This window comes from Anaerotruncus sp. 80, assembly GCF_009936115.1.
GTDB classification, from domain to species: domain Bacteria; phylum Bacillota; class Clostridia; order Peptostreptococcales; family Anaerovoracaceae; genus Senimuribacter; species Senimuribacter intestinalis.
This window is the reverse complement of record NZ_QWES01000004.1, coordinates 1-20,606: the sequence shown is the minus strand read 5'-3', so window position 1 is coordinate 20,606 and position 20,606 is coordinate 1. Positions and strand designations below refer to the sequence as shown.

Genomic DNA, 20,606 nt, shown 5'->3' with positions numbered 1-20,606 from the left:
AAAATTCATAGGAGGTGCTTGCGCATGTTGGACTTACTGATAAAGAATGGACAGTATCCGGATTTTGCGACCGGAGAGATGAGAAAAAGCAATATTGGTGTTGCTGACGGTAAGATTACCTATATCGGATCTGCGTGTCCGGAAGCTGCCAATGTTATCGATGCTTCTGGAAGTGTAGTTTCTCCTGGTTTTATAGATATTCATATGCACGAGGAGGATTTTAAGCAAGAAGGGGAAACCTATGTCATTGCACAGATGATGCTGAATATGGGAGTCACCACGGCGGTAGGCGGTAACTGCGGTATGCAGAAGCAGGACTTGGCCTACTTTAAAGAAGTTATCGATAGACTGGGCGGGTGTCCGATTAATTATATTATGCTGGCAGGGTATAATACCTTCCGCTATCAGCTGAATGTCGGAAGATATGAGGCTGCGACAAAGGAGCAGAGAGAGCAGATCAGAACCTTACTTAGAAGAGAACTAAGCCATGGCGCATACGGTATTTCTTTTGGTATTGAATACGATCCCGGCATTACAACCGAGGAAGTTCTGTATGCTATCGGTTGTACCGATGATCCGAACCTGCTGGTATCTGCCCACTACAGGGAGGATTGTCTGCGGGATATCGAACCGATTTACGAGATGATTAAAATTGCAGATGCGATTCCGATGAAATTCCAGATCTCTCATTTGTCCAGTTGTTCCGCCATGGGGTTGATGCAGGAATCATTGGATGCTATTAACCAGGCAATGGAGAGGAACCCGAGGCTGGATTATGATACTTATCCGTATAATGCCTTTTCTACCCATATGGGATCTGCTGTTTTTGAGGACGGCTGCATTGAAGGCTGGCATAAGGATTACAGTGACATACTTCTAACGGACGATCCTTACAAGGATGTTCGCTGTGATAAAGAGACCTTTGAAAAAGTCCGGGAAGAATACCCTGACATGCTTGCGGTTGCATTTGTCATGAACGAAGAGGAAATTGCCGGCGCCATCGCCAATAAAAATGGAATGGTGGGCAGTGACGGCATTATCAATAACGGCAATGGTCATCCAAGAGCTGCTGGCACATTTCCGAGAGTGCTCGGAAAGTATGTCAGAGAAGACAAAGTTCTGCCGATGATTGATGCTATTCGAAAGATGACCTTAGAGCCGGCAAAGCGATTGAATCTGGATAATAAAGGGAGAATCGAAATCGGCTGTGATGCAGATTTGACAATATTTAATCCGGATACCGTCAAAGACGGCGCTACTTTTTCTGATTTGAATATTTTGCCGGAAGGCATCGAATACGTATTTATCAATGGAGAGAAAGCAGTGGATCATAAAATGGTTGTAAACGACAGACTAGGTACATTTATCAGCTATCAAAAGCATTGATAAAAATATAGGGTATTCATGTAATCTGCCCCTTTTTAGCGTTATATGCGATGAAAGGGGCGGATTTTTATTTGTGTAAATTTGGAAAGAAGGGATAGAATAAAGGGATTAAGTCTGTAAACTGGTGTAAATTAGAAAAATAAAAAAGAGCCACAAGTGTTCACCATTCGGTTAAAATATAAAAAACAAAACACGAATAACTAAATGGAGGTTCAATATGGCTCAACTTAATTTTGCACTAAATCAGGAGTTTTTGTAGGTCTTTTTTTTAGTAGAGAAGAAGCTTTTGGAGAACTTATGGAATGTTTACTTAACCAGTTTCTTCAAGCAGAATCTGCTGAAAAATTACAAGCCGGCACCTATGAGAAGTACTGAACGCACTGATTATGGAAACGGAATCCGCCCCAAAATACATTACCACCCGTATTGGTAAATTAAAAATGGAAGTTTCCCGCCATCGTTACAACGTATTTCACAGCAGCATGCTTGATAATTATCAACGTAACGAATAAGCATTTATCAAAACGATGATGGAAATGGTCGTGCAGGACTGGTTGTGGCAATCCGAAAGGTATTTTAAACGGCAGGCAGGCAATGCTGCCAGTCCGGGTTGGAAACCTGTCTGATAGCGTTTTTTGTGCGTAAATTTTGAGTTTTTTAGAAAAATATGCAGGAATGTGTGCATATTTTTGATGCTTTTTCAAGAAATATGCATAGCGGGCACCAAGACAACACTAAATCTATTTTCGGCTTTCTAAAATCATCAGCCCCTTGTCGGTCAGGGACATGCCGTACTTTCCATGGGTTGCAGAAATTAGCCCCTGCTCAGCTAGCATGGAAATATATTTGCGGATTTTGTATTCGGATATGCCGTAGCCGGCATCATGGAGAAACCAGTAAATTCGGCTTCTGCCGGCAATTTCGCTTCTTTGGTTAATTTCCCGAATGGCAGACAAAATAAGCTTAGAGATATCATCAGTTTTTTCAGCAGAAGCAAAGTGGAATCCGCTTTCAGCAGTGGAGGCACTATCATAGGGAAAATCCTCGGGCGTGATGGTATCGCTTTCGCAGACCGCAAGAGTAAATTTAATGGTGGCAAAAAGCTCGCGAATATTGCCCTGCCACTCCCTTTGCATCAGAGCCTCCATGGCAAGAGGCGTGATTTCCTTGTTGATGCAGAACAGGGTGTTCATCCAGTGGGTAACGAGAAGGGGAATATCTTCCTTATGCTGAGAAAGGGGCGGTAGATAAAGATAGCCTTCTTTTAAGCGGTAGAACAAATCTTTACGAAAAGTTTTTTCTGCAGTCATTTCTTCTAAGTTGCAATTGGTGGCGGCAATGATACGGACGTCGACGGGGAAGTGACGCTTGCCGCCGGTTTTTATGATTTCGCCAGTCTGCATGATTTGAAGAATCTGGGCTTGCACTTTCAGGGAGGCTTCGTCTATTTCATCGAGGAAAATGCTGCCGCCTTCTGCCAGCTGAAAAAGCCCGATTGTGCCGTCTTCTTCGCAGCCAAAAAGTTCTGTCTCGATTTGGGCGTCAGACAGCGCAGCAAAGTTGATGGAAACAAAAGGTGCACCTTGTCTTGCGGAAGCGTGGTGAATTGCGCTTGCAAAGATAGACTTTCCGGTCCCGCTGTCGCCCTCAATGAGAACAGACATATCTGTGGCAGCAATTTTTTCGGCGGTAGATTTCACCTTGGAAATGCAAGGACTTTGCCCAATAATGTCTCGGAATTTATATTTTGCATAGCAATTAGGTCCGCAAAGAGCGGTGCGCACTGCCTTGGAAGTTTTGCCCGCTTCGTTGGCAGCATCGGAGATTCGTCTTGCAAAGATTAAGAGGTCGTCCAGATACTGCTTTGCGTAGGATTGCAGGTTGGATTCCAGCAAATGATAGGAATCCATAATTTGTATGATGGTGGAAAAATCGAAAATTTTTGCGCCGATATTGTAGACGTTTTCAACGCCGGCAGGCACGTGAATCATGGCATCGGCAGTAATCGCGATAGGCCTTGCTTTTGCGGAAAAATCGCAGTCTGGTGAGTATGGTACGAACTGATAAAAGTTAAAGCCGCTTCTCTGCAAATCGCTGATGACTTCCTCGGCGGAAGTGCGGGATTCCATGACGACGAGGATTTCCCGATCGCGAGGCAGGAAAAGAATCTTGTCCAGCTTGTGGCTGGTAATGGTACGGCTGCCGACTAAAGTTTCTTCCAGATAATCCGAAAGCCCACTGTCAAGAAATTGCTGGTAAACTTTTTCGCCGGAAAAAACACCAAAGTACTGTCCGCTAAGGACAGTAGAATCTCCTGCGGAGACATTGTATAAGGTGATAGAAACTTCTTTTGGAAGAAAAGACCGAAGTTGTTCCTCTAAAGTGCGTAATGTGAAGAAGTGGTCTGCAACTAATAGCAGACGGGGATTCGTTTTGAAAGCCATAGTAACTCCTTTTGCATTTTGATTGCGGCGACGCCGATTCAATTACATGCGTTCATTATACCATGCCGATACCGCTGAAAGTAGAATCGGAAGGCGTGATTCAATGAACGCGACATTGCGGCAACGCCGATTCAATTACATGCGTTCATTATACCATAGCTATGGAGAGGTGAATATGGATTTTAAATTATTCTTCTGGAAAAATTAAAAAAATTAACTGAAAGTAGCGGCATTCTTAAAAAATCAAGTACTTTTTTTGAAGTATTGCAATTGGGGTGCCTGCTATATAGAATAAAGAAAAAATTCCAAAAGAAAGATGGGGAAATAAAATCGTGAGCAATAAAAAAGAATTTACCGGTGCACAGAAAATGATTTGTCAGATTTTGGATCCGGGCAGCTTTATGGAAATCGGAGAGGCGGTTACTGCAAGACTGACCGATTTTTATACGCCGGATACGCAGGACAAACCATCTGATGGTGTTATCACAGGATACGGCACCATCGACGGACAGCTGGTTTATATATTCAGTCAGGATGTGGAAGTGCTGGGCGGCACTTATGGTGAAATGCACGGACAGAAAATCAACAGGCTCTATCAGCTTGCTATGAAAGCAAAAGCACCGATTATCGGGCTTTTGGACTGTCATGGGTTCCGTATTGAAGAAGGTCTTGACAGTCTGGACAAATTTGCGAGACTTTATGCTTTGCAGGCGCAGGCTTCAGATTTGATTCCTCAGATTATGGCGGTAGTCGGTATGTGTGGCGGCGGCATGTCCATCGCAGCAAACATGGCGGACTTCGTCTTTGTTGAAAAAGAACACGGACAGCTTTTCGTAAATTCGGCAAGTTCCATCGACCGTAGTTTTGACGAAATTGTAGACCAGGCGGACTTCACTGACGCAAGTATGAGCTTTGATGAAATAAAGGACTCCATTCGGACGCTGGTACACACGCTGATTCCGGCGAATACAGAAAGAAAGCCGCGGCAGAAGCCTTGCAACGACGATTTGAACAGACTTTGTCCGAATCTGGCTGGGCTGAGTGGTGACGGCAGAGCGATTTTGAAGGAGATATCCGATAACGGCTTTTTCTTTGAAACCAGAAGAGACTGCGGCGAGGATATGGTAACCGGATTTATCATGCTGGACGGTATAGTAATCGGTGCGATTGCAAACCAGAAATCCAAGTCAGGTATGAGAAGAATCAGTGCTGAAGGCTTTGATAAGGCGGCAACTTTTATAGAACTGTGCGATAAATTCTCCTTCCCGATTTTGACCCTAACCGATACAGAAGGCTTCGACACATCGGAGGAACAGGAAATCTATCTGCCGAAGGCAGCCGGTCGAATGATTAGGGCTCTGACGAAGGCGAAGGCGCCGAAAGTAAATCTGATTACAGGAGAAATTTACGGAAGCGCTTACAGTATCATGAACAGTAAAGGACTGGGTGCTGACTATGTATTTATGTGGGACGGCGCAAAAGTAAACCTGATTAATGCAAAACAGGCCGTTGAAATTCTTTACCCACAGGCAGATTCCACGATGATAGAGCAGCGCATTGCTGACTATGAGAAGAGCCATAGCGGGGCAAGAGCACTGGCAAGACATGATTATGTCGATAAAGTAATTGACCCGGCGGACAGCAGAAAATATCTGGTTGGCGCTTTTGAGACCTTTGCTAATTTGTATTAGGGAGGCAGTCAATGACAATTACAGAAATATTATCGAAAGCGGGAATGAATACGCTGCTTGGTATGGGCACCGTATTCGTCATGCTGGTTTTAATCAGCTGCATTATTTCCCTGTTCAAGTTCATACCGCAGCCGGGTGCCTCTAAGAAACAGAAAGAAGAGGCGGCAAAGACGGATGCAGCAAGCAGTCCTGCAACTGCTGCAGACGGCAAAGATGACGGCGCTTTAATTGCAGTCATTACGGCGGCTATTGCAGCAGCAAAAGCCGCAGAAAATGGCGGAGCATCTTTTGAGAATGAAGCCGATGGCGCATATATTGTTCGATCTATAAAGAGAAGAGGAAAGTAAGAGAGGAAAACTATGGAAACATATATCATTAAAGTCAATGGAGTGACATACGAGGTAGAAGTAGAGAAAAAGGGGGCGGGAGCACCTGCCGCGCAGCCAGCAGCGTCTGCTGCTGCGCCTGCACCTGCTGCGCCTGTGCAGACAGCCGCTGCCGAAGGTGAGGGTGAAGCTGTTACTACAGGAACTGCAGGAAAGGTATGGAAAATCTCTGCAAAAGTGGGCGATAACCTGAAAAAAGGTGATACTATTCTGATTCTGGAAGCGATGAAGATGGAAATTCCAGTAGTAGCGCCAAAAGACGGTCAGCTCACCTCCATTACCGCTGCAGAGGGAGACAGCGTAGAATCCGGACAGAGTGTAGCAACCATTGCATAAACTTAGGGGAAAAACATGGAATATATTATCACAACTTTAGGAAATTTAATCCATCAGACTGCCTTTTTCGATTTGACCATAGGCAATCTGCTAATGCTTGCGGTTGCATGTGGATTCTTATACTTAGCGATTGCCAAGCAGTACGAACCGCTTCTGCTGCTGCCGATTTCCTTCGGCATGCTGCTTGTCAATATTTATCCTCCCATCATGGAAGAGGGAGGACTGCTCCACTACTTTTATCTGCTAGATGAGTGGACGATTTTGCCATCACTCATTTTCCTGGGCGTTGGCGCAATGACAGACTTCGGGCCGCTGATTGCAAACCCAAAGAGTTTTCTGCTTGGTGCGGCGGCACAATTTGGAATCTTTGGCGCATACATGCTCGCCATGCTTATCGGATTCAACGATATGGCGGCAGCGGCAATCGCTATTATTGGCGGAGCCGACGGCCCGACTTCTATATTTTTAGCGATGAAACTGCACCAGACTGACATCATGGGGCCTATTGCCGTAGCAGCATATTCCTATATGTCACTGGTTCCAATCATCCAGCCTCCTATTATGCGAGCTTTGACCACAAAGGAAGAGCGTTCCATTAAAATGGAACAGCTTCGTCCGGTCTCCAAAAGAGAGAAAATTCTTTTTCCTATTGTGGTTACCATCGTAGTGTGCGGCCTTCTGCCGTCCACTACGCCGCTCGTAGGTATGCTGATGCTGGGAAATCTCTTTAGAGAAAGCGGCGTTGTAAGACAGCTGACTGACACAGCGTCCAATGCACTGATGTATATCGTCGTTATATTGCTTGGAACTTCCGTGGGAGCAACCACCAGCGCAGAGGCTTTCCTCAACTGGAGCACGCTGAAAATCGTGGGCATAGGGCTTGCAGCCTTCTGCTTTGGTACAGCAGCTGGCGTACTCTTTGGAAAACTGATGTGTAAGATTTCCGGCGGTAAAATCAACCCGCTCATCGGCTCCGCAGGAGTTTCCGCTGTGCCGATGGCAGCCCGCGTATCCCAGAAAGTCGGCGCAGAGGAAGATCCGACCAACTTCCTGCTGATGCACGCTATGGGGCCTAACGTGGCAGGCGTAATCGGCACTGCTGTTGCTGCAGGCGTATTTATGGCAATCTTCGGCGTATAAAGGAGTAATAACATGAATAATAAAAAGTTAAAAATAACCGAGACCGTTTTGAGAGACGCACATCAGTCTCTCATAGCAACAAGAATGAAAACAGAGGATATGATTCCAATTCTGGAAAAGATGGATCAGGTTGGATATCACTCTATTGAATGCTGGGGTGGTGCGACTTACGATGCTTCTCTTCGGTTCTTAAACGAAGATCCGTGGCAGCGCCTTAGAACGCTGCGTCGCAGACTTAAAAACAGTAAACTGCAGATGCTGTTTCGCGGACAGAATATCCTCGGATATAGACATTATGCTGATGATGTAGTGGAATACTTTGTACAGAAATCCATTGCAAACGGCATTGATATTTTGCGAATTTTTGACGCATTTAACGACTTGCGCAATGTGGAGACAGCTGTGCGTGCCGCAAAAAAAGAAGGCGGCAATGTGCAGCTTGCAATGTCTTACACTACTGGCAGTGCGTACACACTAGATTATTGGAAAAAACTCGCCTCAGATATGGAAAGCCTGGGTGCAGATTCTATCTGCATCAAGGATATGGCAGGCATTTTAACCCCGGATATGGCTGACCGCCTGGTAAGAGAACTGAAAACCCAGGTGAAAGTTCCCATCTCTCTGCACAGTCACTGCACTAGCGGCGTTGCACCGATTACTTATGTAAAAGGTGTAGAAGCTGGCTGCGATGTGATTGATACAGCAATTTCCCCATTCTCTATGGGAACCAGTCAGCCGGCAACCGAGGTTATGGTGGCAACTTTTGCAGGAACACCTTACGACACAGGACTTGATCAAAATCTTTTGGCAGAGATTGCAGACTATTTCAGACCTCTTCGTGACAGTTCCATTGCCAGCGGACTGCTTGATCCGAAAATGCTGACAGTTGATGTAAAGACGCTGCTTTATCAGGTGCCGGGCGGCATGCTGTCCAATCTGGTTTCTCAGCTGAAGGAACAGGGGGCAGAAGATAGATTTTATGAAGTGCTGGAAGAAATTCCAAGGGTGCGTGCCGATCTCGGCGAACCGCCGCTGGTAACGCCGTCCTCACAGATTGTGGGTACCCAGGCGGTGCTCAACGTGCTGACCGGCGAGCGCTATAAAATCATGTCTCAGGAAACGAAGGCAATCCTACGTGGTGAATATGGTAAGACTGTAAAGCCGTTTAATCCGGAAGTGCAGAAAAAGGCTATTGGTGATGCTGAGCCGATTACCTGCCGTCCGGCGGATCTGCTGGAACCAGAGCTGGAAACTTTGGAAAAAGAAATTTCCGTGTTTAAAACGCAGGACGAAGATGTACTGTCTTACGCACTGTTTCCGAAGGTGGCAACGGAGTACTTCAAATACAGAGACGCAAAGGCGCATAAAATCGATCCGGATAAATATGATTTGACAAACAGAGCCTATCCGGTATAACATAGAAAGCAAATAATAAAGATAGAAATTTTTAGGAGGTATGTGCGAAATGATTATGGCACAGCAAAACGGAAGAAAAACCATCGGAGCGCCAGATAAGCTTTTCGGAGTTTCTTCCAAAGCAAAAGCAAGAATTGCAGAAAAAGGAAAAGAGAACGTAATCGATTCCACCATCGGTGTACTGCTTAACGATGAAGGAAAGTTGGTTGTGCTGGAGTCGGTTATGGAATGTATCCGCAGTCTGCAGCCGGAAGACTATGCAGCTTACGCACCGATTCTGGGATTGCCTGAATATAGAGAAGCAGTAAAAAAGGCTGTTTTCCTAGACGATATGCCGGAGGGGGTATTCGTAGAAAGCTGTTATACGCCGGGCGGTACCGGTTCCATCAGAAATGCCATTTCCGCATATACAGCTTTCGGAGATAAAATTTTGGTCAGTGATTGGCACTGGAATCCATATAATCTGATAGCATCAGAAATCGGCCGCAGCGTTTCTACTTATCGTCTTTTCAATGAAAAACTGAAATTTGACAGCAAGTCTTTTGAGACAGAACTTGCCGCTATTTTAGCAGAGCAGGATGAAACGCTGATTATCATCAATACACCAGCGCACAACCCAACTGGCTATACTTTCACGGAGGAAGACTGGAATCAGGTGCTGGCTGTGCTTGATACGTATGAAGGTAAAGGTAAGAAGATTGCACTCCTTGTTGATATCGCATATCTGGATTTCTCCGGTGACGCAGTAGAATATAGATTTTTCTTAAAGAAACTGGCAGGTCTTCCTGCGCACATTCTGCCGCTGATTGCATTCAGTGCTTCCAAAGGCTATACAATGTACGGCATGCGCTGCGGCGCGCTCCTTTGCATGGCGCAGACTGCTGAAGTTGCAAAGGAATTTGTGGATGTGATGAGCGTGGAATGCAGAGCATCCTGGTCTAACGGCAACAGAGCTGCTATGAAGGTGCTGGCAAATATCGTGGAAGACCCAGCGTTGATGGCGAAGGTGACTGAAGAAAGAGAACATTATCTGCAGATTCTCAGAAGACGCGGCGCCATTTTTATGGAAGAGGCAGAAAAAGCAGGTCTGACTGCCTGCCCGTATGACAGTGGATTTTTCATCACAATTCCTTGTGAGAAACCGGAGGCAGCAGGAGAACTGCTGCAGGAAATGGATATTTTCTGTATTCCAATGGGCAGAGGAATTCGTGTTTCCGTGGCTTCCAACACAGAAGACGAATGCAGAGTAATGCCTGCAAAAATTAAAGAAGCAATCACCAAAGCATAATAATAGTTCCTAATAATCAAAAAGCAGAACCTAAAAAGTTTTTTAACTTTTGGGTTCTGTTTTTTGTGGAGTTGTGGTATAGTTAGTATTGAAATTTGACGAAGGCAGGGTTTTATGAGAAACTTAGACGATATCGATATCAAGATTTTAAATCAGCTTAGAAAAAATGCACGCACGCCGATGAAGGAACTGTCAGCTCTGGTATATCTGACAACGCCGGCGGTTTCTGCCCGAATTGATAAATTGGAAAAGGACGGATATATTAAAGGATATCACGCCAATTTGGATTTGGAGAAACTGGGCTACGGAATCAAGGCGTTTATCATGATTACTGTGGAGCCGGAGGACTGCCCGAAATTCTATGATTTTGTCAAGTCAGAAAAGAGCGTGTTGGAATGCAACCACATCACAGGTCCCTATTCTATGATTTTGAAGGTAGTGTTTTCCTCCACCAGCCTTTTGGACGAGTTCCTTGGCAAACTGCAGGTTTTCGGGAAGACCGAAACCCAGGTGGTATTTTCCACCGCCTTGGAGAGACATTAGAGCAGACTTGAATTGAGGCGAAAGCATGAAAAATCAATATCTTACAAGAATTTTAGCGGCACATCTCTTGGAGTTAAAGGCGCTGGTTCAGAGATATAACCAGAGTGGAAAAGGAAGTAAACTTGAAGAACCAACTTTTTTGATGGTTCTTACGAGGGGGGAGTTTGCATATCAGAGAAAAGACGGTGTATATGTGGTACCTGTTGGGTGTTTGAGAGACTGAGAGCAGGTTACAATAGCGCTGATAAAACAGCCTTTGTGCAATATAAAGTAAAGAATTACAAATTGCATATTTTCGAGAAAAATCTCCGAAATATGCACGATACTCTACATATTTTTTGAAAAAATCCTCAAAATATGTACAAATAAGCTGCTGGATGAAAATTTTACTGTTCTTTCGGCAGCTTTTTCGGTTTTTATAAGACAAATATGCATATTAAAGGCATTTTCTTTAAAAATATGCATACGGTTGTGCATATTATCGACATAATTCTTCAAAATATGCATAGAGACAGATTCTACAGTCTTGCAGTGTAGGAGAGACGTGGAGACTGAGTGAAAGGAAAGAAACGGCCGGAGCATTTAGCTCCGGCTATTAATTTGCATTAATCTACATCAATCTATTTTCTTATAAACCCATTCCAGCACATCGCCGTCCTGCAGGACATAGTCGCCGGCAGAATCGGCGCACAGCTGTCCGTTGACTTTGTACTGCCAGATTCTGTTCGGATGAAAATCCCCATTGTTTAGGTCATTAATGCCTACGATTGTTCCATCGGTAGTTTCTACATTAACTGACATGTCGTTGACGTTGCAGTAAATCTGAATTGCCTCCAACACAGAGGAATTTTCTTCGATTTTAAAAGCAGTGGTTTCGATGTCAGGGAGTTCCGATTTTTTTGGATAGTCAATGCTGATGGTGATTGTAATCGGATGGATAATTTCTGCAGTGTCGCCTTTATTTTCGCAGCTGGTTGTGCATAAGACAGCAGCAAACAAAGTCAGACACAGGGTCAAACAGATAAATTTACTCTTGTTCATGAAGTCTCCTTTGGGATTGCCCTATGGATTTAGTGTTATTATCTATATTCTACCACAAAACTCCTAAATTTATAAGCGCATTGTGACTAGAAGGTCATACATTTCGTTATCGCAGGCAGTTTCCAGATCGTAGACCACTTGGCTGTCGACAATTGTCATAGAAGCATGCATGGAAGAAAAGTACTGCACACTTTTTTCAAATGGATTTTCTGAAAAGACAGTGAAGTCAGCACGTTTTCCTTGCTCAATACTGCCGTACTCTTTGCCGCAGCCCAAAAGCTCGGCAGCGCCGACAGTCAGCATGTCGACTGCTTCAGAAACACTTCCTACATGGGAATAAACAGACTGATTCAGGCAGTCCGTAGACCAGGTAGTCAGGAATCCTTCCTCTGCAGAATTTACTTCAGAATTAGAAACCGCATTGTCCGCCGCCAGCACCAGGGTGTTATGCTTGCAGCCCTTTGAGCGCAGGAAAACAAAGGCGGCACGGGCTTTTTCTATAGAAGTCTGATCCAGCGCGTCCAGATGAATATTGTAGCCTTTGTCGCAAGCTGCCTGACAGATGGTCTTCAGTGCATCCTCTGAGAAAAAGGCGAGATTTTCGTCGTCGCAGACTTCCAGCTTCAGGAAGTCATAGGTAATCAGGTTGTCCAGCTCAATGCATGCGGTTTTTCCGGCGGTCAGCTTGTGTAAAATCAGTTCCGGTGCAATAGGGCGGTTGATGTAGAGACTGGAAAACAGCCGCTGTTTGACAGGTATACTCTCACCGATGAGGGCAACCAGACAGTCCCGATAAAGGTGCTGGAAATAGTCTGGGGTATTGAGCGGAAAGATTGAAGTAATGCCTCTGTCGCAGAGTGCGCCAGAGGACGCAATCACCGCAGCCTCCACCTCTTCAAAATCGAGAGGACTCAGCACGCTTAGCACATAGTCTGCAGAAATGTACTGCATGCCGTCTTCCTCCGCAGATTCGCTGACCATATCCATTGCCAGAGAGTTGAACCAGCAGTGCACACCACTGGTTCCAAGAAGCAGCACCGGCTTGTCCTGCGTAATCTCGTCCAAAAGTCCCTGCACGTCCTCCGCTTCCTCGTAGTCTGCCAGAATATTTTCATTGTAGCCGTATGCAAAGATGATATCGCGATCCGTATTTTCAGCATAAGCGGCGACTTCCTCTAAAACGGTATCCAGATCCCAAACCGGATCAATTTCCAGATACATATCCTCAAAAGCCTTGAGAATATCTGTATTATGAACCTCTATAAACCCTGGGAACATGTACTGCTCCTTCAGGTCGATGACCTGCGTATCAGAAGATACGATTTCGTCCATTCCCTCAAAATCGCCAATGGCGATAACCTTGCCATCTTTGCAGGCCACTGCAGTAGCCCACGGAAACGCGGGGTCTTGGGTATAGACGTGTCCGTTCATATAGATAATATCTGCGGTATGTTTTTTCTTAAATAATCCAAATGCCATGTGCAACCTCCAGAAGAATGGTATATAACCAGTTTACCACAAAAACATTTTATGGTAAACTGGAACTATGAAAATTGAAACATTTGAAAAGACAATTGACGTACCGACTTATATCGAAGAATACGTCAATGTGGAGGAATTTTTAGAATGCTGTAAAGTCTGCGGAAATTATGACAGAAAATGGTCCTGCCCATCCTATGACTTTGACCCGGTAGAAGACTACTGGAAACAATTTGACACCTTGCATGTCGTTGGAAAGAAAATGATTCTTGCAGAGGAGGAAAAAGATGACTGGGAGAATCTGATGACTGGGGTGAAGAAGGCGTTAACAGCAGAACTTTTCGCAGCAGAAGAAAGGCAGCCGGGCAGCAGATCCCTAAGTGCAGGAAGCTGTCATATTTGCGGTGAGGATAACTGCAGCAAACCCCTTGGACAGCCATGTCGCTTTCCGGAAAAAATGCGCTATTCAGTGGAATCCCTTGGCGGCAATGTAGGACTGACTGCAAGCAAGCTGCTGGGAATCAATCTGCAGTGGATTGAAGAGGGGAAAGTGCCAGACTACTTCGTGCTGGTCGGAGGTCTGCTTTGCAAAGGGGAGTATAACGGTAATGAGGCTTAAACAGGCTAATGAAGTGGATTTAGGGCAGACGTCTGTAGGGCGTCTGCTGTTTGTGCTGGCTGTTCCTGCCATTACATCTCAGGTAGTTAATGCACTTTATAACATGGTGGACAGAATGTATATCGGGCATATTCCGGGTGAGGGCGCTGCAGCGCTGACAGGTGTGGGGATTTGTTTTCCGATTATCATGATTATATCGGCTTTTGCCTATTTGATGGGCATGGGCGGTGCGCCCCGCGCCAGCATTTTTATGGGAAAACAGGATAATACCACAGCGGAGAAAATTTTGGGAAACTGCTTTTCTGCCCTTTTGATGACTGCGGCGGGGCTGACCGCAGTGGTGCTGGTGTTTAAAGAGCCGCTTTTGTTTCTTTTTGGTGCTAGTGAGAACACCATAGACTACGCCCAGCAGTACATGACTATTTATGCCATGGGCACAATCTTTGTACAGGCGACGTTAGGCCTTAATGCCTTTATTTCGGCACAGGGCTTTGCGAAGATTAGCATGATGACCGTTGTCATCGGCGCTGTAACGAATATTGTATTGGATCCGATTTTCATCTTCGGACTGCATATGGGCGTGCGGGGCGCAGCAACTGCAACGGTAATATCCCAGGCTATCAGCGCCCTGTGGGCATATCGATTTTTGCGGGGGAGAAAGACGGTGCTGCGTCTAAAGAGAGAATATTTGAAGCCGGAAAAATCAATTTTGCTGCCGTGTGTCGCACTTGGCATTGCGCCTTTTGTGATGATGTCTACAGAAAGCCTTCTGACCTTGTGTTTCAATACGTCGCTGCTGAAATATGGAGGCGATATAGCCGTTGGCTCTATGACGATTCTATCCAGCGTTATGCAGTTTTCTATGCTGCCTATGCAGGGGTTGACGCAGGGCGGCCAGCCGATTATCAGTTACAGCTTTGGCGCAAAAAATATGACCAGACTGAAGCAGGCGGTTAAACTGCAGACGGTCAGCTGCTTTGTATATGCGGCAATAATTTGGCTTTTGGCGGAACTGGTGCCTTCTGTCTTTGCGGGAATATTCACCGATGATCCGCAGCTGGTAGAATTTACAACATGGGCGCTGCGCATTTATATGGCGACCTCTCTTTTAATGGGATTGCAGATTTCCTGCCAGCAGTCGTTTATTGCTTTTGGCAATGCGAAAATTAGTGCATTTTTGGCGATTTTTAGAAAGATTATCGTATTGATTCCGCTGATTTTCCTGCTGCCGGTATTCTTTATGGACAAAGTTTTTGCCGTATTTTTGGCAGAACCGGTGGCGGATGCAATCGCCGTAGCGGCGACAGTTACATTATTTTTGCGGGAAATGCGCCGTATGCTGCGAGATGATCCGGAGAATTAAGGTTTTTTTAAGAATTTCATTATGTTTTTTATAAAGGGAATTTTGTAAAGTAATGACAGGATATGGAGGAGGTTAAACTGACATGGATGCAGAGACCATTTTAATTGTAGATGATAACAGGGAAATTGTTGACTCTCTGGGGAAGCTTTTGAAATTGGAGGGATATTTCATTCTTACAGCCTATGATGGAATGGAAGCGCTAGAGGTCCTTGAAAAAAATCCGGTGGATCTGATTCTGCTGGATGTCATGATGCCGCGGCTGAACGGACTTTCTGCGCTGATGAAAATCAGGGAGAATCATAAGATTCCCTGTATCATTTTGTCAGCGAAGACGGAAGAAAGCGATAAGGTGTCCGGCTTGATTCTGGGAGCAGATGATTATATCAGCAAGCCGTATAATGCGGCAGAACTCATTGCCCGTGTAAAGGCACAGCTACGCCGTTACCACATGTGGGGCGGCGGCAGTCCTAAATCTGACGAGGATAAAGTTGTCAACGGCGGGCTGGTTTTGGACAGACGCCAGAAGAACGTCATCGTGGAGGGCGAGGAGGTTAAGCTGACGGCGACGGAGTACAAAATCCTCAAACTGCTGATGGAAAACGCCGGAAGAGTTTTTCCTGCCGAACAAATCTATGAAAACGTTTGGGGTGAAGAGGCGACCTTTGCTGTGGAAAACACCGTCATGGTACACATCAGACATATCCGGGAAAAAATTGAAATTGATACGAAAAATCCAAGATACATAAAGGTGGTGTGGGGAATTGGATACAAAATGGAAAAGTTCAATTAAAAAAGTAAAGGGGGTATTGAAAGAAAATCGTAAGCTTTTTTTTGGAATCGTCCTGGCAATTATCGGTATCTTCACGGCAGTGCTCATACTGCACTATCTGGGGCGTCTGACAACTAAGGAGGTTTGGACAATTGGAATTGTGGGGTATTTTCCCATGGCAGGTGCGATGGCGCTGTTAATTCCTGAGGCGCTTTCGCGCATTTATCGGAGCTGGATTCCGCAAAACGGTGACTTTTATCAGGAATGGAAACAGAAGCAAAGGCAGCAGCAAAAAATTCTTCTGACCATATTTGTTGTACTCCTTATAGTTGCGCTGCTGTTTTATCGCTTTCAGCAGATGACATCGTATTACTATTATTATTACGCGAATCTGGCGACTAGCTACTATCTGATTGGGACGGTCATTTTGCTCTATATGCTGTGTAAGGTTCACGTGGAAAAATTTATGCGAGGGCGCCTTGATATGATGATGGAAAAGGTAACTGATATCAACAAGGCAAGGCTTTTGGAGGCCATCGAACTGGAGCGTAAGAGTCTGGAAAAAGAGGCGAAGAGCGAGCAGCTGAAGGTAGATCTGATCTCCAATGTATCTCACGATTTAAAAACGCCGCTGACTTCTATGGTGGGATATTTGGAACTTTTGAAAAAAGAAGAACTGGATGATGTGGCGAGGGATTACGTGGACGTAATTTCTGACAAAGCGCAAAAGCTGAAGGAAATGATAGAAAGTCTCTTCTCTTTGGCGAAAGCCAGCAGTGGCAATATCCAGATTAACCTAGAGCCGGTGGAAATCAACATGCTAATTAAGCAGATTTTTGCTGATATGGACAGTCAAATTCAGGAGAGCGGGCTGTACTTTGTTACTTCCATGACTGAGGAAGACACACACCTGACGACGGACAATTTGCACATGTACCGTATCTGCCAAAATTTGATTGAGAATGCACTGAAATATTCCGCAAAAGGAACGAGAGTTTTTGTACGAACCTATTTTGCAGACAGGGCTACAGAGAGAAGACTTTGTCTGGAAATTACCAATACTGCGGGCTACTTTATGGACTTCAATGCGGAGGATATTGTGGAGCGGTTTGCCCGCGGTGATAAAGCTCGTTCCAGCGAGGGGAACGGACTGGGACTTGCTATTGTCAGCACCTATGCAGGTGCGCTTGGAGGGGCTTTTGACATTAACATCGACTGTGACCAGTTCAAAGCGACTTTGAGCTTTCCTGTTGAAGAGGAATAGTGAAAAAACGAGATAAAAATGCACCATTTTAAGCGAAAATGAGCTAATGGTGCATTTGAATTTTTTGAATCAATGATGCACATTGCGCACTTTAACATGATTATTTTGCAAAGAGAGGCGTGGACAGATACCTGTCGCCCGTATCTGGAAGAATGGCGACGATAGTCTTTCCCTCGTTTTCCGGACGTTTTGCAAGGGTTACAGCAGCATGAAGGGCAGCACCGGAGGAAATGCCAACCAGGATTCCTTCTCTGCTTGCGATAAGGCGACCTGCGTGAAAGGCGTTATCGTCTGATACGGTAATGATTTCATCATAGACTTGGGTGTCCAGTACCTCCGGAACAAAGCCGGCGCCGATTCCTTGAATTTTATGGGAGCCGGCAGCGCCGGTGGATAAAACTGCAGAAGAAGCAGGTTCAACAGCGACCACATTGATGGCGGGATTCTGCTCTTTCAAATATTGACCGGCTCCGGTAATGGTGCCGCCGGTGCCGACTCCTGCTACGAAGATATCAACCTGTCCATCGGTGTCTTCAAAAATTTCGGGTCCGGTAGTTTCATGATGAATCTTTGGATTAGCAGGATTCACGAACTGACCGGCAATGAAACTATTTGGAATAGTTTCTGCAAGTTCTTTCGCTTTTGCAATAGCGCCTTTCATGCCTTTTGCGCCTTCTGTCAGCACCAGCTCTGCGCCATAAGCCTGCATGAGCTGCCTGCGTTCAATGGACATAGTTTCTGGCATTACAATGATAATGCGGTAACCTCTTGCGGCAGCAACAGCTGCAAGCCCGATACCGGTATTGCCAGAGGTAGGTTCAATAATGACTGAATTTGGATGCAGTTTTCCGGACCGTTCAGCGTCATCAATCATGGCTTTGGCAATGCGGTCCTTGACTGAACCGGCAGGGTTGAAATACTCCAGTTTTACCAGGACTTTCGCTTTTAAATTCAGTGCACTTTCAATATTCTTAAGCTCTAAAAGCGGTGTGCCGCCGATGAGTTGGTCGGCGGAAGTGTATATCTTTGTCATGTTAAAACCCCTTTCTGTTTGTTTTATGGGAATATCATACAACCATAAACCTATTTTGTCAATAGGTAAATAGGAAAAATCCGGCGTCTGCTCGAGTTATCTTTTACAGCTGTCGATATTGACAAATTATGCTCATCTTCGTGTTTTTGTCAATAAATGCAGGCTATCCTGGATTGGAAAGGTCGATATTTTGGTATAACATTGACAATATTGACTAAAGTCAAGAATTCTGTCAATGTTGGCAATGTTTTGGGACTGAAATGTTGACTAAATTGACAAAATAACAGATATCGGTCAATTTTGTCAATTTAGTGCCTTAAAATGACCGGAAAACCCTCTGTTTTCTTCGTGCTTGTTGACAAAAATACAAAAAATTCGAGGATTTGTCAATGTTTCTCTATGTCACCTATTTGTTAGAAATTTTTTATGGATTTGCCGTAGAAAACAGACTGGCTCCCTTGAAAAAACCTAAAAACTTGTAGTATAATAGGTTTAACCCAAAAGGAGGCGCACTATGATTTCTACGAAAGGCAGATATGCACTGCGAGTAATGATTGACCTTGCAGAGCAGAATACGGATAAATTTATACCACTGGACGAAATTGCCATGCGGCAGGGAATTTCCAAAAAGTACCTTGAAATTATTTTAAAGGTGTTGGTCAAGGAAAAACTCCTTGTCGGTGCTCGCGGCAAGGGCGGCGGCTATAAGCTGACCCGCAGACCGCAGGAATACACCGTTGGAGAGATTTTAGAACTGGCGGAAGGAACGCTGGCAACTGTAGCGTGTTTGCAGAAAGGAGCGGAAAGCTGCCCGCAAAGGAGCAAATGCAAAACGCTGCCGATGTGGCAGCGCTTTGACGATATGGTATATGATTTTTTCTTCCATATTACTTTGCAAGATTTAGTCGAAGGTTTTTTTAAGGACTAGCTGTTTAGCTGGTCTTTTTCTTCTTCATAGCGAAGAATACTAAAATGATGATGGCGATTGCGGCAACAGCGATACCTCCGATGAGAAGCGGACTGATGGGCTTTTTTAAATCATCGGCAGTTAGTCCTTCGGTCTGTTCGTAAAGAGCAATTGTGTCAATGAAGTCACCCTGCAGGATTCGTCCATCGCCGTTATCCAGTTCATCTCCACCCATGACAACGGTATACCACACCAGACCGTCTTTTTCCATACAGCTGGACAGACACCAGCCGGCAGCAGGGGTATAGCCAGTTTTGATACCTGTTACGTACTGAGAATAAGGGCTTTCGTAACGGTCGTCGGGATACTTTACGTAGTTGGTAGTGTAGTAGTCAAAGCCTTTTTCTCTCACGTTGGAAGCAGGAACTGCACCGTCTTCCATAGCGACGATTTCGCGGAATTTATCAAACTGCATTGCGTATTCGCAGATTTTTACCATGTCGCGCGGCGTGGTGTAATGATCGCTGGAAGATAGCCCGACAGGATCTTTGAAATTGGTATTTTTGCAGCCGATTTCTTTTGCTTTTGCGTTCATCATGTCGACGAATTCGGAGAAAGTATCGCACAGTTCGAAGGCGAAGGCGGTAGCGGCTTCGTTTCCTGATGGAATCAGCAGGTATTTCATGCACTCCTCGTAAGAGATGACTTCGCCGGCGAGGAGGTGCCTCTGCGGTTCCATGTAACTGCAGTAGTAGTGTCTGACGGCGTTTTTGTTTACTGTAAGCTCGCCTTCGAGATTAGGGTTTTGTTCCAGAACCAAAATGGCGGTCATAACTTTAGTCATGCTGGCGGGTGGGAGCTGCATATCTGCATTTTTCTCACAGACAACAGTTCCTGTCGTTGCTTCGTACAAAATGCCCGCTTTGGAATTTTTGATGACGTCTTCGTTGGTAATTTCGCTAGCAAAGGCGTGTTGGCTGCCTGAGAGGAGCGCAAAAGCAGTAAAGAGTGCAATCAAAAGGACTGCGTAAAGTTTTTTTTCTACGTTGGTCATAGTTGAGTTCCCTTTCGTAAATTTAATGGTTTCTATTTAAATATTTATACGTGGACAAAGCTACATGGCGTCATTGGAATGAGCAAGAAAGTCAAGACCGGTTTCGGTAATTTTTGTACCAAGACGACCTTTTCCGACTTCGATATACCCCTTCTCCTGAAGTGCAGCCAATTCGCTGCGCAATCTAAAATCGCTGATTTTTATGTTTCGCTGGCTCAGACTTTGAATCAGTGCAACTCTGCCAATGCCGTGAGAGAGCTGCGTGTGGTCTCGGATTTCCTTTAAAATAGCGAGATTGAGGCTGGCATTTGAAAGTCGGACAGTGGTCGTGCTGTTTTGTTCTGTAATCTGAGGAGGTAAAGTAGAAAGAGTCTGATAATAGGTCGCTATATTTTCAAGTTCTCTGATATTACCGGGCCAGTTGTAGTCAGTCAATTGACGCAGCTG

General features: G+C 45.1%; 19 protein-coding genes and 1 pseudogene. 14 read left to right on the top strand and 6 right to left on the bottom strand.

The genetic code is table 11. The annotated features are described in order from the left end of the window. The first annotated feature begins 24 nt into the window (after positions 1–24). The gene (locus D1155_RS02910; protein ID WP_160200923.1) at positions 25–1,386 is read left to right on the top strand and encodes an amidohydrolase family protein; all 1,362 of its coding nucleotides are present in this window, start codon (positions 25–27) and stop codon (positions 1,384–1,386) included. Between the two features lie 740 nt (positions 1,387–2,126). Here the strand turns inward: D1155_RS02910 and D1155_RS02905 are convergent. Further along, positions 2,127–3,830, bottom strand: coding sequence for a sigma 54-interacting transcriptional regulator (locus tag D1155_RS02905; protein WP_160200922.1), 1,704 nt, complete (start codon positions 3,828–3,830; stop codon positions 2,127–2,129). Positions 3,831–4,162: 332 nt separating this feature from the next. Between D1155_RS02905 and D1155_RS02900 the strand changes: the two genes are divergently transcribed. From D1155_RS02900 to D1155_RS02865, 8 genes are all read left to right on the top strand, one after another. Next, entirely contained in the window at positions 4,163–5,521 is a 1,359-nt protein-coding gene (locus D1155_RS02900) for a carboxyl transferase domain-containing protein (RefSeq protein ID WP_160200921.1), read from the top strand. A gap of 11 nt (positions 5,522–5,532) precedes the next feature. Further along, positions 5,533–5,868: an OadG family protein gene (locus tag D1155_RS02895; protein ID WP_160200920.1), complete on the top strand. Its 336-nt coding sequence runs from the start codon at positions 5,533–5,535 to the stop codon at positions 5,866–5,868. 12 nt (positions 5,869–5,880) lie between these two features. After that, complete coding sequence (locus D1155_RS02890; protein WP_160200919.1) at positions 5,881–6,243, top strand: biotin/lipoyl-containing protein; 363 nt, start codon at positions 5,881–5,883, stop codon at positions 6,241–6,243. A gap of 15 nt (positions 6,244–6,258) precedes the next feature. Next, the gene (locus D1155_RS02885; protein WP_160200918.1) at positions 6,259–7,383 is read left to right on the top strand and encodes a sodium ion-translocating decarboxylase subunit beta; all 1,125 of its coding nucleotides are present in this window, start codon (positions 6,259–6,261) and stop codon (positions 7,381–7,383) included. A gap of 12 nt (positions 7,384–7,395) precedes the next feature. Beyond that, entirely contained in the window at positions 7,396–8,799 is a 1,404-nt protein-coding gene (locus tag D1155_RS02880; RefSeq protein ID WP_160200917.1) for an oxaloacetate decarboxylase subunit alpha, read from the top strand. 49 nt (positions 8,800–8,848) lie between these two features. Next, positions 8,849–10,087: an aminotransferase class I/II-fold pyridoxal phosphate-dependent enzyme gene (locus D1155_RS02875; RefSeq protein WP_160200916.1), complete on the top strand. Its 1,239-nt coding sequence runs from the start codon at positions 8,849–8,851 to the stop codon at positions 10,085–10,087. A 114-nt stretch (positions 10,088–10,201) separates the two neighbouring features. Continuing rightward, positions 10,202–10,630 carry an Lrp/AsnC family transcriptional regulator gene (locus D1155_RS02870; protein WP_160200915.1) on the top strand — a complete coding sequence of 143 codons (429 nt, stop codon included), beginning with the start codon at positions 10,202–10,204 and terminating at the stop codon, positions 10,628–10,630. Between the two features lie 25 nt (positions 10,631–10,655). Next, on the top strand, positions 10,656–10,853 hold the full coding sequence (locus D1155_RS02865; RefSeq protein WP_160200914.1) for a hypothetical protein: 198 nt from the start codon (positions 10,656–10,658) through the stop codon (positions 10,851–10,853). Between the two features lie 392 nt (positions 10,854–11,245). Here D1155_RS02865 and D1155_RS02860 read toward each other — a convergent pair whose 3' ends face one another. Both D1155_RS02860 and D1155_RS02855 read right to left on the bottom strand, forming a co-directional pair. Further along, positions 11,246–11,671 (bottom strand): DUF4430 domain-containing protein, encoded by a 426-nt coding sequence (locus D1155_RS02860; RefSeq protein WP_160200913.1) that lies wholly within the window; start codon positions 11,669–11,671, stop codon positions 11,246–11,248. Positions 11,672–11,740: 69 nt separating this feature from the next. Further along, positions 11,741–13,150, bottom strand: coding sequence for an amidohydrolase family protein (locus tag D1155_RS02855; RefSeq protein ID WP_160200912.1), 1,410 nt, complete (start codon positions 13,148–13,150; stop codon positions 11,741–11,743). 67 nt (positions 13,151–13,217) lie between these two features. Between D1155_RS02855 and D1155_RS02850 the strand changes: the two genes are divergently transcribed. From D1155_RS02850 to D1155_RS02835, 4 genes are all read left to right on the top strand, one after another. After that, a complete protein-coding gene (locus tag D1155_RS02850; RefSeq protein ID WP_160200911.1) occupies positions 13,218–13,769 on the top strand; it encodes a DUF2284 domain-containing protein in 552 nt (183 codons plus the stop codon). Further along, positions 13,759–15,132 carry an MATE family efflux transporter gene (locus D1155_RS02845; RefSeq protein WP_160200910.1) on the top strand — a complete coding sequence of 458 codons (1,374 nt, stop codon included), beginning with the start codon at positions 13,759–13,761 and terminating at the stop codon, positions 15,130–15,132. Before D1155_RS02850 ends, D1155_RS02845 begins: the two co-directional genes overlap by 11 nt. Before the next feature lie 82 nt (positions 15,133–15,214). Next, positions 15,215–15,922 carry a response regulator transcription factor gene (locus tag D1155_RS02840; protein ID WP_160200909.1) on the top strand — a complete coding sequence of 236 codons (708 nt, stop codon included), beginning with the start codon at positions 15,215–15,217 and terminating at the stop codon, positions 15,920–15,922. Further along, on the top strand, positions 15,894–17,165 hold the full coding sequence (locus tag D1155_RS02835; protein ID WP_243151002.1) for a HAMP domain-containing sensor histidine kinase: 1,272 nt from the start codon (positions 15,894–15,896) through the stop codon (positions 17,163–17,165). The genes D1155_RS02840 and D1155_RS02835 overlap by 29 nt, the downstream gene beginning before the upstream one ends. 100 nt (positions 17,166–17,265) lie before the next feature. On the opposite strand, the gene cysK is transcribed toward D1155_RS02835, so the two are convergent. Then, positions 17,266–18,198, bottom strand: coding sequence for a cysteine synthase A (gene cysK, locus D1155_RS02830; protein WP_160200908.1), 933 nt, complete (start codon positions 18,196–18,198; stop codon positions 17,266–17,268). A gap of 514 nt (positions 18,199–18,712) precedes the next feature. On the opposite strand from cysK, the gene D1155_RS02825 reads away from it, so the two are divergent. Then, a complete protein-coding gene (locus D1155_RS02825; RefSeq protein ID WP_160200907.1) occupies positions 18,713–19,126 on the top strand; it encodes an Rrf2 family transcriptional regulator in 414 nt (137 codons plus the stop codon). A 4-nt stretch (positions 19,127–19,130) separates the two neighbouring features. On the opposite strand, the gene D1155_RS02820 is transcribed toward D1155_RS02825, so the two are convergent. Then, the gene (locus D1155_RS02820; protein WP_160200906.1) at positions 19,131–20,159 is read right to left on the bottom strand and encodes a serine hydrolase; all 1,029 of its coding nucleotides are present in this window, start codon (positions 20,157–20,159) and stop codon (positions 19,131–19,133) included. Between the two features lie 60 nt (positions 20,160–20,219). Next, positions 20,220–20,606 (bottom strand): annotated as a pseudogene (locus tag D1155_RS02815) (winged-helix domain-containing protein); the annotation flags it as partial.